General features: G+C 64.9%; 13 protein-coding genes and 1 pseudogene. 3 read left to right on the forward strand and 11 right to left on the reverse strand.

The window, feature by feature from the left end:
- Positions 1 to 31: 31 nt before the first annotated feature.
- The 4 genes from B0G74_RS23780 to B0G74_RS23795 all read right to left on the reverse strand — a co-directional run bounded on the left by B0G74_RS23780 (position 32) and on the right by B0G74_RS23795 (position 3,185).
- A complete protein-coding gene (locus B0G74_RS23780) occupies positions 32 to 667 on the reverse strand; it encodes a carbonic anhydrase (protein ID WP_132377318.1) in 636 nt (211 codons plus the stop codon).
- Between the two features lie 350 nt (positions 668 to 1,017).
- A complete protein-coding gene (locus tag B0G74_RS23785; RefSeq protein WP_132377319.1) occupies positions 1,018 to 1,326 on the reverse strand; it encodes a DUF4148 domain-containing protein in 309 nt (102 codons plus the stop codon).
- A gap of 145 nt (positions 1,327 to 1,471) precedes the next feature.
- Positions 1,472 to 2,623 (reverse strand): porin, encoded by a 1,152-nt coding sequence (locus B0G74_RS23790; protein ID WP_132377320.1) that lies wholly within the window; start codon positions 2,621 to 2,623, stop codon positions 1,472 to 1,474.
- Positions 2,624 to 2,918: 295 nt separating this feature from the next.
- Positions 2,919 to 3,185, reverse strand: a complete 267-nt coding sequence (locus tag B0G74_RS23795; RefSeq protein ID WP_132377321.1) for a DUF1488 domain-containing protein — start codon at positions 3,183 to 3,185, stop codon at positions 2,919 to 2,921.
- A gap of 215 nt (positions 3,186 to 3,400) precedes the next feature.
- On the opposite strand from B0G74_RS23795, the gene B0G74_RS23800 reads away from it, so the two are divergent.
- Entirely contained in the window at positions 3,401 to 4,894 is a 1,494-nt protein-coding gene (locus B0G74_RS23800) for an MDR family MFS transporter (protein WP_132377322.1), read from the forward strand.
- Between the two features lie 75 nt (positions 4,895 to 4,969).
- On the opposite strand, the gene B0G74_RS23805 is transcribed toward B0G74_RS23800, so the two are convergent.
- Both B0G74_RS23805 and B0G74_RS23810 read right to left on the reverse strand, forming a co-directional pair.
- Entirely contained in the window at positions 4,970 to 6,094 is a 1,125-nt protein-coding gene (locus tag B0G74_RS23805; protein WP_132377323.1) for a peptidase, read from the reverse strand.
- Between the two features lie 2 nt (positions 6,095 to 6,096).
- Positions 6,097 to 6,990, reverse strand: coding sequence for a GyrI-like domain-containing protein (locus tag B0G74_RS23810; RefSeq protein WP_132377324.1), 894 nt, complete (start codon positions 6,988 to 6,990; stop codon positions 6,097 to 6,099).
- A 67-nt stretch (positions 6,991 to 7,057) separates the two neighbouring features.
- On the opposite strand from B0G74_RS23810, the pseudogene B0G74_RS23815 reads away from it, so the two are divergent.
- Positions 7,058 to 7,276: pseudogene (locus B0G74_RS23815) on the forward strand (polyamine ABC transporter substrate-binding protein); the annotation flags it as partial.
- Positions 7,277 to 7,303: 27 nt separating this feature from the next.
- Here B0G74_RS23815 and B0G74_RS23820 read toward each other — a convergent pair.
- Positions 7,304 to 8,236: a LysR family transcriptional regulator gene (locus B0G74_RS23820; RefSeq protein ID WP_132377325.1), complete on the reverse strand. Its 933-nt coding sequence runs from the start codon at positions 8,234 to 8,236 to the stop codon at positions 7,304 to 7,306.
- 135 nt (positions 8,237 to 8,371) lie between these two features.
- Here B0G74_RS23820 and metE point away from each other — a divergent pair, with 135 nt between their 5' ends.
- On the forward strand, positions 8,372 to 10,666 hold the full coding sequence (gene metE / locus B0G74_RS23825) for a 5-methyltetrahydropteroyltriglutamate--homocysteine S-methyltransferase (protein ID WP_132377326.1): 2,295 nt from the start codon (positions 8,372 to 8,374) through the stop codon (positions 10,664 to 10,666).
- A gap of 83 nt (positions 10,667 to 10,749) precedes the next feature.
- On the opposite strand, the gene cobM is transcribed toward metE, so the two are convergent.
- The 4 genes from cobM to cbiE are packed head-to-tail and all read right to left on the reverse strand — an operon-like array spanning position 10,750 to position 14,762.
- A complete protein-coding gene (cobM, locus tag B0G74_RS23830; protein ID WP_132377327.1) occupies positions 10,750 to 11,475 on the reverse strand; it encodes a precorrin-4 C(11)-methyltransferase in 726 nt (241 codons plus the stop codon).
- 46 nt (positions 11,476 to 11,521) lie between these two features.
- Entirely contained in the window at positions 11,522 to 12,244 is a 723-nt protein-coding gene (locus B0G74_RS23835) for a cobalt-precorrin-6A reductase (RefSeq protein WP_132377328.1), read from the reverse strand.
- Positions 12,241 to 13,338, reverse strand: coding sequence for a cobalt-precorrin-5B (C(1))-methyltransferase (locus B0G74_RS23840; RefSeq protein WP_132377329.1), 1,098 nt, complete (start codon positions 13,336 to 13,338; stop codon positions 12,241 to 12,243). Before B0G74_RS23840 ends, B0G74_RS23835 begins: the two co-directional genes overlap by 4 nt.
- Entirely contained in the window at positions 13,338 to 14,762 is a 1,425-nt protein-coding gene (gene cbiE, locus B0G74_RS23845) for a precorrin-6y C5,15-methyltransferase (decarboxylating) subunit CbiE (RefSeq protein WP_132377330.1), read from the reverse strand. The genes B0G74_RS23840 and cbiE overlap by 1 nt, the downstream gene beginning before the upstream one ends.
- Positions 14,763 to 14,791: the final 29 nt, after the last annotated feature.

Raw genomic sequence — 14,791 nt, forward strand, 5'->3', positions numbered from 1 at the left:
CATCGTGCGCCTCTCACGTTCAAACATCAAGCTAGACGGCGTAAATGTCCGGGTTGTCCGCCAGCGGCAAAAACTTGCCGGTAGGTCCGTCGAGCGCGAGCATCGCACCGCTTTCGATATCGAAGATCCAGCCGTGCAGCCGCAGCGTTTTGTTCGCGAGCCCGACTGCCACCGACGGATGCGTGCGAATGTTCGCAAGTTGCGCAATCACGTTGTCTTTGACCAGGGCTTCGAGACACTCCGCGTCCGAATGGTAAGTGCGTGATGCGTTGATGGCCTTGGCCGCATCCGCGTGACGCAGCCAACCCGCCACCGCCGGCAGATGGTCGAGGTTTTTGCACGTCGAGATCGCCGTCATCGCGCCGCAATTCGAGTGGCCGCAAATCACGATATCGCGAACACCCAATACGGCCACCGCGTACTCGACGGTCGCCGACACGCCGCCCGGCTCCGGACCATAAGACGGCACGATGTTGCCCGCATTGCGGATCACGAACAGCGAACCCGGCTCGGTCTGCGTCAGCAGCTCCGGCACGACACGGCTGTCCGAGCACGTCACGAAAAGCGTACTGGGACTTTGCGCCATCGACAAACGCTTGAACAATGCGCTCTGCTGCGGAAAGACTTCTCGTTGAAAGCGGATGAAGCCTTCGATGATTTCCTGCACGGTTGTTCTCCAGATAAATCAAAGAATGAGCCTGCGGTGCCCGCGACAATACGAAAGCCGGGAGCACGCAGGCGATCTATTCGCGCGACTATACCGCAGCCGCAACCACGAACTCGACGAACCTGCAGGCGCGAGCAGCAACGAGGCCCCTTCATCACGACATCTTCATGCCTCACTGAAGCACAAAAAAAAGCCCCGGCTGTTACCAGCCGGGGCCAACTCTCTCGCTCGCACACCGGAAACCGTGCGTGCATGACTACTTTACCGATACCGACGAAGCCTATCTATACGCCGCGCTGGAAGAGTCCTTTCCAACGTGGCCCAACACACACTGCGTCGGGCCAGTCGAATCAACGGCTGTACATTGCGTTCCAGTCCGCTGCGGACACAGCCGGGCGGCCGCTTTGCGACGAACCCACCACGCTGCCGCCATAACCGCTGGTCTCGCCGTTGCGCGCCGCGACGCGCGCTTGCGCGGCCTGAATCGCTTCCGGATAACGCGTCTGATCGCCGTCGCCGACGTGATAGCCGGCCTGTTGCAGTTGAACCAGTTCCGCGCGCACCTGCTCGCGCGTGATGCGGGAATTCGATTGGGCGAATACAGTGGCCGAAGCAGCCAGCGATGCAACGATAACGACGGCCTTGATCAGGGACTTCATGATGGAAACAACCTCCGGGAATTGATGGTCAGCGGCACTTCGAATCACTCTCCGTGCAACCAGTGAACTCAATATAGGCGCCGATTCCTCAGAGAATAATGGCCGCCCGTCGAAGGGATTGTTCCTGAATCTGGAGAAATCACGCTTAGAAGCGCGTGCGGATCCCCACCGTGCCGACCACCTGATTGCCCGTCGACGACGCGCCGCCCGCCGTGTTGATAAACGCGGTGTAGCCCTTGCCGCTCACGTGCTGGTACATCGCTTCGGCATACACGTCGGTGCGCAGCGACAGCGCATAGACGGCCTGCAGGTTCACCTGATTCCATTTCGGATCGGAGCCGAAGCTCGACGTGCCGCTCACATGCGCGTTCGTATACGTGTAGGCCGCGCCGAGACTCAGCGCCGGCGTCACGGTGTACTTGCCGTTCACCTCGTAGTTGTCGAAGCGCATCGAACCATGCGTGGCGCCGAACGACGCGGTGTTCTGGAACTGGCTATGCGTATAGACGAAGCCGGCCGTCACGGGACCGAAGCCATAGCTCAACGCGGCGCCGGCAGTGCGTTGCACATCGGCGCCGAGCTGGAAGCCGCCCGTGCCGTTGGCCGCGGATTCGCCGAGATCGACTGCGCCGGCCGTATTGGTAGTCGAGTTCGAACCGTTGATCTGCAAATAGCCTGCAGCCGCCTTGAACGGACCGTTGGCATAGCTCACGCCGGCACTATAGGCACGATTGACCGCAAAGTCCGTGTTGTTCGAAAACGCATACATCCCGCCGAACTTCAGACCGGCATAATTCGCGCTCGTGTATTTCACGGCGTTGCTCATGCGCACCGAGTGGTTCAGATTGTCGTTGTCGAACGGATGCGCGAACCCGGTATCGCCGAAGGTGCCCGCCGTGCCCGAGAGCGGCGCGACGAAGTCGACCAGCGAGTCGTACTGGCGGCCGAGCGTGAACGTGCCGTACTGCTTGCTGCTCAAGCCGACGAATGCCTGACGGCCGAACAGCCGGTTATTCTGGCCGAGCTTGCCGTTCTGCACGTTGTAGCCGTTCTCCAGCACGAAGATCGCCTGCATTCCGCCGCCGAGATCCTCGGCGCCGCGCAAGCCGAAGCGGCTGCCGTTGATGTTGCCGCTCGTCGCCTGAACCAGCGCACCCTGCGAGTTGCCCTTCTTCACGTTGTTGGTGTACATCACGCCGGCGTCGATGAGGCCGTACAGCGTGACCGAACTTTGCGCATGCGCGGTGGCGGCGGCGAGTCCTGCAAACGCCGCAACCGCGGCGGAAATCTTTTTCACGTCAATGCTCCTGCGTAGCTGAAATGTCAGGTTGAACAGCGACGCGAGTATAGAAACGCGGGCATCGGAAACGAATGCCCGTGGCCTGGAGCAGTCCTTTATGGAATCTGGAAGAATCGGTCATCGAAACGCAGCAATCGCGATGCGCTGCGCTTTGACGAGGCGTTTTTGAAGGTAAAGACGCGCGGCGATGGGTGTGCGCGGCGTGAACGGGTTGCGTGTGAACAACAACCGTCGAGTGGCTTACGAGCCCGGCGCGCGCGCCGGACTCATCGTCAATCAGAAACCGGGCCGCTCAGGCCCTGTTGAAATCGCCAGTCTCGAGTTCCACGGACTGTCCCCCGTTTTTTTCGAGGACCCGGCGTGTAGCGTTTTCAATCCGCGTGCGATTCGCCTCGAAGGTATTGACAAGGTTGTGGGCCGATGGGCCGTCGTTGCCGAAATGGTCGTTCAGCGCATCCAGCGACACGCTACACCAGACGTCGGCCCCGTCGACATTGGCTTCGAAGGCGACGCGTGCCGCTGCTACGACTTCACGGCGTCCGGTGAATTCGATCCTCATGATGACCCTCCATTTGTCGAAAGAAAGCTTCGAACGCGCAAACGCTGTGCCAAGGCGGCGTGGTCCGCAAGGCCGCCCAGGGTCAGCGCACATTCTCAGCAGGGTGCATACTCGACACCGGCCGTCCTCGTACGGTCGTGCTGATGCGTCACGGTGTGCCCGCTTTTGGCCACGCCGCCCGACGTGCCTTATATCCTAATACTAACTCCTGGCCCATGTCCCGCAACCCGCAATCGTCGCGTCCTCTCGTCATTGCCGCCGTGATGGCGTCCATGGCGATGGTCGCCATCGAAGCCACCATCGTTTCCACCGCCATGCCTCAGATCGTCGCGCAACTCGGCGATCTGCATCTGTATAGCTGGGTCTTCTCGTCGTTCCTGCTCACCCAGACCGCGATGACCGTGGTCTTCGGCAAACTCGCCGACCTGTATGGCCGCAAGCCGATCGTGCTGGCCGGCATCGCGATCTTTCTGATCGGCTCGGTGCTGGCCGGCTTTGCCTGGTCGATGCCGGCGATGATCGCGTTCCGTCTGATTCAGGGCGTCGGCGCGGGCGCGATCCAGCCGGTCACGCTGACCATCGTCGCCGACCTCTATCCCGCGCGCGAACGCGGCAAGGTGCAAGGCTATCTCGCGAGCGTCTGGGCGATTTCGGCGGTGGTGGGTCCGATGGTCGGCGGCTTCATCATTCACAACATGTCGTGGGCCTGGATCTTCTGGATGAACGTGCCGATCGGGCTCGCCTCCGCGGCGGGCTTCATCGCGTTCCTGCGCGAATCGGAACGGCATGCGCGCCCTTCGATCGATTTCGGCGGTGCGGCGCTGTTCATGGCGGCAATCGCCGCGCTCATGATGGCGCTCACTTACGCCGGCGACGACCAGGTCGCGCAAGCCTTGATGGCGGGCGGAGCCTTCGTGCTGTGCGTGCTGCTGTTCGTGTGGCAGGAGCGCCGCGCGGCTGAACCGATGATCTCCTTCGCGCTGTGGAGCCGCCGGCCGATCGCCGCCTGCAACGGCTCGACCTTGCTGTCCGGCATGATCCTGATGGGTGCCACCACGTTCCTGCCAATGTACGTGCAGGGCGTGCTGCATCGCTCGCCGGTGATCGCCGGCCTCGCGTTGACGATGATGATGGTGGGCTGGCCGACCGGCGCCACGTTCGCAGCGAAGTCGTTTCATCGCCTCGGCTTGCGGCGCATTCTGATCGGCGGCAGCACGTTCATTCCGCTCGGCGCGGTGCTGCTGCTGTTTCTGTCGCCCGGCGGCTCGCCGCTCGTCGCCGCGTTCGGTTCGCTCATCATGGGCTTCGGCATGGGCACGTCGAGCGTCAGTTCGCTGGTGCTGATTCAGGAGATCGTCGGCATGGACGAGCGCGGCAGCGCCACCGCGTCGAACCTCTTCTCGCGCAATCTCGGCAGCACGTTGGGCGCGACGCTGTTCGGCGCGGTACTCAACTTCGGGCTCAGTCATTCGAATGGCGCGGCCGTGGTCACCTCGGATCAGTTGAGGGCGCTGCTGCAGAATCAGGCCGTCAATCTCGGCGAGAGCGACATGATCCGCGCGGTATTGCATCAGTCGCTGCACCTCACGTTCATCTCGCTCTTCGTCATCGCGATCTTCGTGGTCGCGCTGCTGTTGTTCGTGCCGTCGATCAGCATCGGGGCGGAGAAGAAGATGCCGCTCGAGGCGTTGTCGCCGCTGGAAGATTGAAATGCGTGGTGAGCGCGGCGCCGCACTGCGCGCTGCCACGCTCGGTTCGATAGCGCGACGGCGCTGTTGCTAGCGTCAGCGCGCGCGCAACGTCGCCGCGAAAAAGCGGATCGCCCGATCAGCAGCCAGCGCATGCACCGCATCACGATCGACGCCCGGCCCGTCCTCGCAGATGCCCGCGAGATGCGCGACCACATCCGCGAGACACGTATCCAGGAATGTGTAGTGCGACGCGCCCGGCACCATCTCGACATGCGCTTTGGGCATCAAGCCCGCGATGCGGTGAATGTTGGTGGCCACGGGCGCGGTGACGTCGGCCTCGCCCGCGAGCAGCGAGACTGGAATCGTCACGTCGGCGAACGAGGCGCTGTCGAAGGCTTCACCGAGCGCGGGCGCAATGGCGAACACGGCTTTAACGCGTGGATCGCGATACGATGCGCCGGACCGTGCGCGCGACGCCCTGGTTTGCGGCGAAAGATCGTCGAGCGTCAAGGGCGTCGCGCCCGATGCGTCGCTGATCCGCGCCGCCTCTGGTGGATGGCAGATGGCGTCGGCCTGGGGTGACGTGCAGAAGCGCTCGAACGCCTGCAGATTGGTCCGCGCACCCGCCAGTTCGAGCACCGTGTAACCGCCCAGCGAGAACCCCACCGCGCCGATCCGCTCGCGGTCCACATGCGGGCCGAGCATCGGATCGGCGAGCACGCCGTCGAGCACTTCGCTCGCGTCAGTGGCGCGCTCCCACCAGAGCATGAAGCCGTCGCGGGTCAGCGGCGCCGCCGCGGTGTTACCCGGATGATTGGTGCCGGCCACGACATAGCCTTGCGCGGCGAGCGCCGCGGCCAGCCAGTCGAGACTGTCCGCGGTGCCGCCCGTGCCGTGCGAAAGCACCAGCAACGGGTAGCTTGTGCGCGCGGTGGACAGCGGCGCATCGTCGGCGGCGGCGTGGCCGTGAAAAATCGGATGACCGGGCGCGCCGATCTCGCGCGGCGTCTGCGGCACCGACGTATCGGCCGGATACCAGATGCGCGTCACCAATGCCTCGGTCTTCGCCCCGCGCCAATTGCGGGCTACAGCGGGATGAAACACCCGCGTCGTCTCGCCCACATGCAAGTCGACCTGATCCGCCGACGCGGCACCCGCCCAGCACAACGCCGCCGCACACGCCAGCCTGGCGATGACGGCACAGCTCACACGAAACATGGTCAGTCCTTGCGGATTGGAATCATCAGGTCGGTCACGCACGTCTGCTGCAGACCGGCGACCAGTGGACTGCGATACAACTCGAGCGCGGGACGCCGGTCGCGCAGAAAGCCGCTTTGCGGCAGCCAGCCGCCGTAAAGTGCGCGAAAGGTCGGCGAGATCAGCGCATACGGGCCGATCAGCCGATGCACCGCATACAGTCCGCCTTCGAGCCGCAAGGGTTCGACGGCGTCGTCCATCTCGACGGCCACGGCATGCGGCCCCGTGACAATCGCCGCGCGATAGCTGAAGCTGTCCTTTACCGCGGGATCGCGCACGCAGATGCCCACGCGCTGATCCATCGCCGCGTTTTCGTCGCAATGCAGCATCGTCATGAGCGAGCGAAAGGTCTGGCCGATGGTCGCGACCGGCCCGTCATGCCGAAGACTGAGCACGTCGAACGGCGCGATCTCCGTGAGTTCGACGGCAGGCAACGCCGGAGCCGGGGCGTTGTTCCGTGACGCGGCGAGCGGTGCGTCCGCCGACCTGCCCGTGCATGGCGCCGCCAGACGTTTCTGGCGCGCCTTGAACTCGCTCGGCGAAACACCGGTGAAGCCGCGAAACGCCCGCGCGAAAGCCTGCGGGCTGTTGTAGCCGGCATCGTGCGCGACCGTGGTGACCGACGCGGCGGCATCGGTCAACCGTTGCGCCGCTTGCGCAAGCCGCAGGCGTTGCACGGTCTCCACGACGCTCTCGCCCGTCAGCGCGCGGTAGACGCGATGAAAATGAAACGGCGACAGATGCGCCACCGCGGCGAGGCTCTCGAGCGTGTGGTGCGCGCCGGGTTCGAGCAGAATCGCCTCGACCACGCGGGCGATCCGTCGGCGGTAGTCACGTTCGGTGCTGGGCTTCATCATGGCGCTAGGATAGCGGCGTCGCTGCCGCAAGACGGTGCAGAGCTTGCGAAATTTCAGGCGGCGCGTGATCGAGCGCCCCGAAGTGCACGCCGACATTACCAACACCGTGTTCTATCCGAGCGCGGATGCCGCCGCGCGCAAATTCGTGCGGCCGGAAATTCTCAACGACCCGACCGTGTATCCGCCTGAGCCCGTGCTGAAAACGTTGTTTCTGCTCAAGCCCTTGCCCGCGCAGATCAAGCGTCTGGAAGGCCGCTTGTGGGCGCAGCTGAAATCGGGTTCGTGATGTACCGCTGAAGTGACCGGGCGGCCGTCAGGCCGCCTGGCCTTCCGCCGTGAGCAACTCGATGCCGTCGAGTTGCGCCGCGCAGGTATCGCGCACGATCGTGACGAAATCATCGAAATAAGGCCGGCTCGCGAAGCCTTTCGCGGCCACCGCGTACAGCTCGCTCCACAGTCCCTGTGTGCCGACGCGTTTGGCCAGCACGTAATCGTGGTCGACGTAATTTTTCACGCCCCAGTTCGGCAGCGCCGCGATCCCGCGGCGGCTCGCCACCAGTTGCATGATGGCGATGGTCAGCTCCGCCGTGCGCCGTTCGAGTTTGATACCGGCCGGCTCCAGCACCTGGCGAATCAGATCGATGCGCGCCTCGGGCACCGGATAGGTGATCAACGTCTCGTCGCGCAGATCGTCCGACACCACCCGGCGCTTGTTGCGCAGCCGATGCTCGTTGGCCATCACCACCAGGATCTCGAAGCGAAATAGCGGCGCGATATGCAGGCTGCGCCGCGTGGCCGGTTTCGAGCCGATCACCACATCGGCCTTGCCGTCGCTCAGCAAGCGCAACGGGTCCGCGTGGAAGCCGGCGACCAGATCCACTTCGACTTCCGGCCAGCGCCGGCGGAACTCGTCCATCACCGGCATCAGCCAGTCGAAGCAGGTATGGCATTCCAGCACGATGCGCAACTCGCCGCGCGTGTCGCCCTTCAGACGCACGAGATCGCGCTCCGCCGCACTCACCGCCGCGATCGTCTCGCGGCCGAGCGCCAGCAGCCGCTCGCCGGCGGCGGTAAAGCGCAAGCCCTGTTTGGTGCGCTCGAACAGCGACACCTCGTAGTGCGCCTCGATATCGCGAATCTGATGCGAGAGCGCCGACTGGCTCAGATGCACGCGCTCGGCGGCCGCCACCAGCTTGCCCGACTCGGCAATGGCAATCAGCGAACGCAAGTGGCGAAGCTCAAGCATGGGATGGCTCCGCGTTGAACGAATCAGGTTGGATATGAATCTGGCTCATACATTGGTGAAAACATGTCGCTTGATGAATCATAGCGTGACTTTCACACTGGGCGCCAATTCACACAACGAACAACAGGACTTCACATGGCCCGCACGCATATTCCCGGCTTTCCTCGCATCGGCGCGCAGCGCGAACTGAAATTCGCGCAGGAATCGTTCTGGCGCGGCGAATCCGACGAACAGTATCTGCGTGGCGTCGCGCGCGAACTTCGCGCCCGTCATTGGCAATTGCAGCAGGATGCCAGGCTGGATTTCGTCACCGTCGGCGACTTCGCCTACTACGACCAGATGCTCAATCTGAGCGCGCTGCTCGGCGCATTGCCGCAGCGGTTCGGCTTCGATCCGAAGGCGCTGTCGCTCGCGCAGTACTACGAGCTCGCGCGCGGCAACGCCGCGCAACCGGCGATGGAAATGACCAAATGGTTCGACACGAACTACCACTACCTCGTCCCCGAACTGGGCCCGCAGACGAGTTTCGACGGCGGCGTCGAGTGGCTGTTCGAGGAGATCGATGAAGCGCTCGCGCTGAATCTGCCGGTCAAGCCGGTGCTGATCGGCCCGATCACTTACCTGTGGCTGTCGAAGAGCCATGTCGCCGGTTTCGACCGCCTGTCGTTGCTGCCGAAGCTCGTGATCCGCTACAGCCGTCTGCTGGACAAGCTCAAGCAGCGCGGCATCGAATGGGTGCAGTTGGACGAGCCGGCCTTGTGCGTCGATCTGCCCGCTGAATGGCTCGACGCGTTTTCCGCCGCGTATGACGTGCTCGGCACGTCGGGTGTGAAAGTGCTGCTGGCCACGTACTTCGAAAGCGCCGCGGAGCAAGCGCCGCGCGTGGCCGCGCTGCCGGTCGCCGGCGTGCATCTCGACCTGGCGCGCGCCCCGCAGCAACTCGACGCGTGGCGCGCGGCCTTGCCCGCGCACGCGGTGTTGTCGGCCGGTGTGATCGATGGCCGCAATATCTGGCGCGCGGACCTCGGCGAGATCGTCGAATCGTTGCAGGCATTGCATGCGGAGTTCGGCGAACGGCTGTGGGTTTCGTCGTCGTGCTCGTTGCTGCATGTGCCGGTCTCGCTCGACGCGGAGAAAAAACTCGACGCCGATCTGAAATCCTGGCTCGCCTTCGCCACCGAGAAGCTCGACGAAGTCGCCACGCTCGCCCTCGCCTTGCGCGATCCCGCGGCAGCCGAAGCGACGCTTGCCGCCACTGACCGCGCGCTCGAAGCGCGCCGCCACTCCAGCTCAGTGGTCAACGCGCTCGTGCAAAAACGCGTGGCCGCGGTGAGCAGCGCGATGGCCGACCGGCAAAGCCCGTTTGCCGAACGCAATCGTCTGCAGCGCGAAGCGCTCGGCCTGCCGCTCCTGCCGACCACCACGATCGGCTCGTTCCCGCAAACGCCGGCGATCCGCCAGGCGCGTGCCGCTTACAAACGCGGCGAACTGCGCGCGCTCGACTATCTGCAGCGCATGCGCGCCGAGATCGAGATCGCCGTTCGCAAACAGGAAGAGTTAGGTCTCGACGTGCTGGTGCATGGCGAAGCCGAACGCAACGACATGGTCGAATATTTCGGCGAACAGTTGTGGGGCTATGCGTTCACGGAAAACGGCTGGGTGCAGAGCTACGGCTCGCGCTGCGTGAAACCGCCGATCATCTACGGCGATGTCTACCGTCCCGAACCGATGACGGTCGAGACCACGCGTTACGCGCAATCGCTCACGCAGCGGCTGATGAAAGGCATGCTGACCGGCCCGGTGACGATGCTGCAATGGTCGTTCGTGCGCGACGACCAGCCGCGCTCGAGCACCGCGCTGCAACTCGCGCTCGCGATCCGCGACGAGGTCGTGGATCTGGAAAAGGCCGGCATTCGCATCATCCAGATCGACGAACCGGCTTTCCGCGAAGGCTTGCCGTTGCGTCAAGCCGATTGGGCCGCCTATCTGGAATGGGCCACGCGTGTGTTCCGCATTTCCGCAGCGGGCGTCGCCGATCAAACGCAGATTCATACGCATATGTGCTATTCGGAGTTCAACGACATTCTGCCGTCGATCGCCGCGATGGATGCCGACGTGATCACCATCGAAACCTCGCGTTCGGCGATGGAACTGCTCGACGGCTTCGGCGCCTTCGCGTATCCGAACGAAATCGGCCCGGGTGTCTACGATATCCACTCGCCGCGCGTGCCGGACGCGCAAGCCATGCAACGTCTGCTGGAACGCGCGTGCGAAGTGATTCCGGCCGAACGCCTGTGGGTCAATCCGGATTGCGGGCTGAAGACGCGCGGCTGGCCGGAAACGGAAGCGGCGCTGACGAATATGGTTCGGGCCGCCAAGGCATTGCGTGCGAAGCTGGCGGCGAGGCAGCCGGATGCATTGACGGCTTAAGAGATCAGCCATTGATCTGGCGTTGGTCGCCCATCCGTGCGCTGTTTCGTGTCGCGCGGATGGGTTTTTTCACGTAGACAGGTTCAGTCTTTCGCGTACAGCGTCGAGTCCGCGAAGCCTTCCGCGGCGAGCACCTGTCCGACCAGAATCAACGCGGTCCGCTCGATGGATGTCGACTGCACCTTGCTGACGATGTCGTCGAGCGTGCCGGTGATCTTCTCCTCGTCCGGCCAGCTCGCGCGATAGATCACCGCGATCGGACATGCGCCGCCGTAATGCGGCCGCAATTCGTCGACGATGCGCGCAAGGTGCCGCACGCCGAGGTGAATCGCCATCGTCGCGCGATGGCGGGCGAGGTCGGCCAGTTGTTCGCCTTCGGGCATGCTGGTTTTGCTCGCGAAGCGCGTGAGGATCAGCGTCTGCGAAACGTCGGGCAGCGTGAGTTCGCAACCCAGCGCCGCCGCGCTTGCCGCCGTAGCGGTGACACCCGGCACGATCTCGTAGGGAATCTTCAGTTCGCGCAGTCTGCGGATCTGTTCGCCGATCGCGCCGTACAAGGACGGATCGCCGGAATGCACGCGCGCCACATCCTGGCCTTTGGCATGCGCGGCCGCGAGCAACGCGATGATCTGATCGAGGTCGAGCTCGGCGGTGTTGACGACCTGCTGCGCCGCGTGACCTTCGAGCACCGCGGCCGGCACGAGCGAACCCGCGTACAGGATCACCGGACAGCTGCGCACGAGGCGCTGCCCTTTTACCGTGATCAGTTCCGGGTCGCCGGGACCCGCACCGATAAAAAACACCGTCATTCACTACTCCATGATTCGTTGAGGCGGCATGGCATGCATGCGCGATTCAGGCTACGGCTTGCAGCGCGTCGAGCAGATCTGAAACGCTTTCGAATTCCCGCTCCGCCGCCGGTAACTCGGGACGGCGCAGCATCACGACTGGCAAACCGCGTTCACGCGCGACTTCGAGTTTCGCCTCGGTTGCGTTGCCGCCGCTGTTTTTACTGACGACCACGTCGAAGGCTTGCAGCGCGAACAACGCGCGCTCGCCTTCGAGCGTGAACGGACCGCGCGCCGCGAGTATCCGCGCACGCGGCGTGTCTGCGTGTGCTTCGAGACAACGCACGATCCAGAACTGATGCGGGGGAATCTCGTCGAGATGCGCGAGCGGCTCGCGGCCGAGCGCGAAGAGCGGCTTTCTGAACGGCGCGAGCGCATCCGTGAGCTCGTTCCAGTTGCCGACCATGCGCCAGTCGTCGCCGGCTTGCGGCTGCCAGGCCGGGCGGCGTAGCGCCCAATATGGCACGCGCATGGCGCGGCTCGCCTGCGCCGCATTCGCGCTGACTTGCGCGGCATAGGGATGCGTCGCGTCGATCACGAGACCAATGCCTTCGCTTTCGATGTAGCGTGCCATGCCTTCGCTGCCGCCGAAGCCGCCCACGCGCACCGCGCACGCCAGATCGTCCGGCACCTTGCCGAGGCCGGCGAGACTATACACGTCCTTAGCGCCGAGTTGCCGCGCGATCCGCAGCGCGTCGCCGGTGCCGCCGAGCAGCAGAATCCGCTTCATTGCGCGGCTCCGATCAGCAAGCCCTGGCGGTCGATCGCGAACATTTCGACGTTGACCTGCGGCGGCACGATCTCGCGCGCCACCGCCAGCGCATGCCGGCAGACGATATCGCCGAGCGGCACCTGCTGCGCGCGCGCCAGCGCAACCGCCTGCTGACTTGTGTTGGCCGCGCGGATCGCAGCCTGAAGCGCGTCGTCGGCACCCTGTTCGGCGGCCCATTGCGCGAGCCGTTCGAGGTCGATGCTCGAATTGCGGCTATGCAGATCGAGATGACCCGCCGCCAGCTTGCTGAGCTTGCCGAAGCCGCCGCACACGCTCAGGCGCTCGACGGGCGCGCGCTTCATATGCTTGAGCACCGCGCCGACGAAGTCGCCCATTTCGATCAATGCGATATCCGGCAGGCCGTAATGCGCGCGCATTGCGTCCTCGCTCGCGTTGCCGGTGCAGGCAGCGAGATGCGTGTAGCCGTTCGCGCGCGCGACGTCGATGCCCTGATGGATCGACGCGATATACGCCGAGCACGAGAAGGGCCGCACGATACCGGTGGTGCCGAGGATCGACAACCCGCCGAGAATGCCGAGGCGCGGGTTCATCGTTTTCAGCGCGAGCGCTTCGCCGCCTTCCACGCCGATCGTCACTTCGAAGCCGCCGCCATACGCATGCTCCGCTGCGAGTTCGGCGAGATGCTCGGTCATCATTCTGCGCGGCACCGGGTTGATGGCGGGTTCGCCGACCGGCAGCGTCAATCCCGCGCGCGTCACCGTGCCGACGCCCGGCCCCGCGCGAAATATCACGCCCGGTTCGGCGACGAGGCGCACGCGAGCGAAGACGACCGCGCCGTGCGTGACGTCGGGATCGTCGCCGGCGTCCTTGACGGTGCCGGCTTCGGCGCCGCCGCTGCCGTTGTCGATCAGGCGGCAGAACACCAGCGGCATTGGCACATGCTGGCCCTTCGGCAACACGATCTCGGCGACCTCGCTGACGACACCCGCGAGCAACAGACGCGCCGCCGCCAGCGACGTCGCGGTGGCGCAACTGCCGGTCGTGTAGCCGCTACGCAGCGGCGCGGGGTGTTCGGGCGTTTCTTCGCGCATCAGGGTTTTTGCGGTAAGTCGGTGTTGGTGGTGCTTGTGCCTTTCGTAGCTTTCGCTTCGTTCGTGACACTCGTGGAGCTCACGGCGTTCGTGGCACTCTTGGCGTTCGCGTCGTTCTTGGCGTTCGTGCCGGTCTTAACGTTGGTAGCGTTCGTGAAACTCCCGGCAGTCGCGGCGTCAATCGCGTTAGCGGTTCCAGCGGCGTTCACGTCCCCGCCCCCGACCGGCTTCGTCGCCTCCAACAGCGTAATCGGCAACGCCTGCCGCCACGTATCGAAACCGCCGAGCGGTTGCGCATCCGCCAACGCGATCCGCGTCAACGTCCCGCCATGCCGCTCGCGCCATGCCGCCAACGCCGCCTCGCCTTGCAACGTGACCGCATTGGCGACCAACCGGCCGCCTTCGCGCAGACTGGCCCAGCAAGCCTCCAGCACGCCCGGCGCCGTCACGCCGCCGCCGATGAACACGGCGTCCGGCACCGGCAACCCCTGCAGCGCTTCAGGTGCGCGGCCCGCCACGAGTTGCAGGCCCGGCACACCCAGCGCATCGCGATTGTGTTCGATAAAGCGTTGCCGCTCCGCGTGTCCTTCAATCGCGATCGCGCGGCAGGTGGCATGCGCGCGCATCCATTCGATGCCGATCGAGCCGCTGCCCGCGCCCACGTCCCACAGCAATTCGCCCGGCGTCGGCGCGAGGCGCGCGAGCGTGATCGCGCGCACGTCACGCTTGGTCAACTGGCCGTCGTGGCGAAAGGCGTCGTCGGGCAAACCGCAGGTCAGCGGCAGACGCGGCGCGCCTTCAGTGGCACGGCAGTCGAGCGCGATCAGGTTCAGCGCGGCCACCTCGCCCGCGGACCACTGATCCGCGCGGCCGTCGATGCGCCGTTCCAACGCGCCGCCCAGGTGTTCCAGCACTGTCATGCGGGTCGCCCCGAAACCGCGTGCATTCAGTAGTTCTGCGAGCACCGCGGGCGTGCGGCCGTCCGCGCTCAGCACGAACACGCGCGCGCCGTCGTGCAGATGCGCGTTCAGCGTGGGCAACGGCCGGCCCACCAGCGACACCGTCGCGACGTCCTGCAACGGCCAGCCGAGGCGCGCGGCCGCGAGCGACAACGACGAGGGCGCGGGCAGCACCCGCAACTCCCCCGCCGGCAATTGCCGCGCGAGCGTCGCGCCGACGCCGAACAGCATCGGGTCGCCGCTCGCCAGCACGCACACGGCGCCACCGCGCTCGGCGAGCAGCGGCGCGAGATCGAACGCACGCGGCCACGCGGCACGGCGCGCGGTGAGGCGCGCGGGCAGCATCGCCAGATGGCGTTCGCCGCCGTACACCACTGATGCTTCCAGCAAAGCACGCCGCGCGGGCCTTCCCAAACCGGCGAAGCCGTCGTCGCCTATGCCCACCACCGTCAGCCACGCCGGCATGCATCCATCCTCATTCTGTGTCTTCAAAT

Source organism: Paraburkholderia sp. BL9I2N2 (genome assembly GCF_004339745.1).
GTDB lineage: Bacteria > Pseudomonadota > Gammaproteobacteria > Burkholderiales > Burkholderiaceae > Paraburkholderia.

Bases quoted from the DNA above. Each gene is read 5' to 3' on its own strand.
- B0G74_RS23835 (WP_132377328.1), bottom strand. From the start codon at position 12,244: ATGAAGCGGATTCTGCTGCTCGGCGGCACCGGCGACGCGCTGCGGATC.
- cobM (WP_132377327.1), bottom strand. From the start codon at position 11,475: ATGACGGTGTTTTTTATCGGTGCGGGTCCCGGCGACCCGGAACTGATC.
- B0G74_RS23800 (WP_132377322.1), top strand. From the start codon at position 3,401: ATGTCCCGCAACCCGCAATCGTCGCGTCCTCTCGTCATTGCCGCCGTG.
- B0G74_RS23840 (WP_132377329.1), bottom strand. From the start codon at position 13,338: ATGCGCGAAGAAACGCCCGAACACCCCGCGCCGCTGCGTAGCGGCTAC.
- metE (WP_132377326.1), top strand. From the start codon at position 8,372: ATGGCCCGCACGCATATTCCCGGCTTTCCTCGCATCGGCGCGCAGCGC.
- B0G74_RS23795 (WP_132377321.1), bottom strand. From the start codon at position 3,185: ATGAGGATCGAATTCACCGGACGCCGTGAAGTCGTAGCAGCGGCACGC.
- B0G74_RS23820 (WP_132377325.1), bottom strand. From the start codon at position 8,236: ATGCTTGAGCTTCGCCACTTGCGTTCGCTGATTGCCATTGCCGAGTCG.
- B0G74_RS23805 (WP_132377323.1), bottom strand. From the start codon at position 6,094: ATGTTTCGTGTGAGCTGTGCCGTCATCGCCAGGCTGGCGTGTGCGGCG.
- B0G74_RS23810 (WP_132377324.1), bottom strand. From the start codon at position 6,990: ATGATGAAGCCCAGCACCGAACGTGACTACCGCCGACGGATCGCCCGC.
- cbiE (WP_132377330.1), bottom strand. From the start codon at position 14,762: ATGCCGGCGTGGCTGACGGTGGTGGGCATAGGCGACGACGGCTTCGCC.
- B0G74_RS23785 (WP_132377319.1), bottom strand. From the start codon at position 1,326: ATGAAGTCCCTGATCAAGGCCGTCGTTATCGTTGCATCGCTGGCTGCT.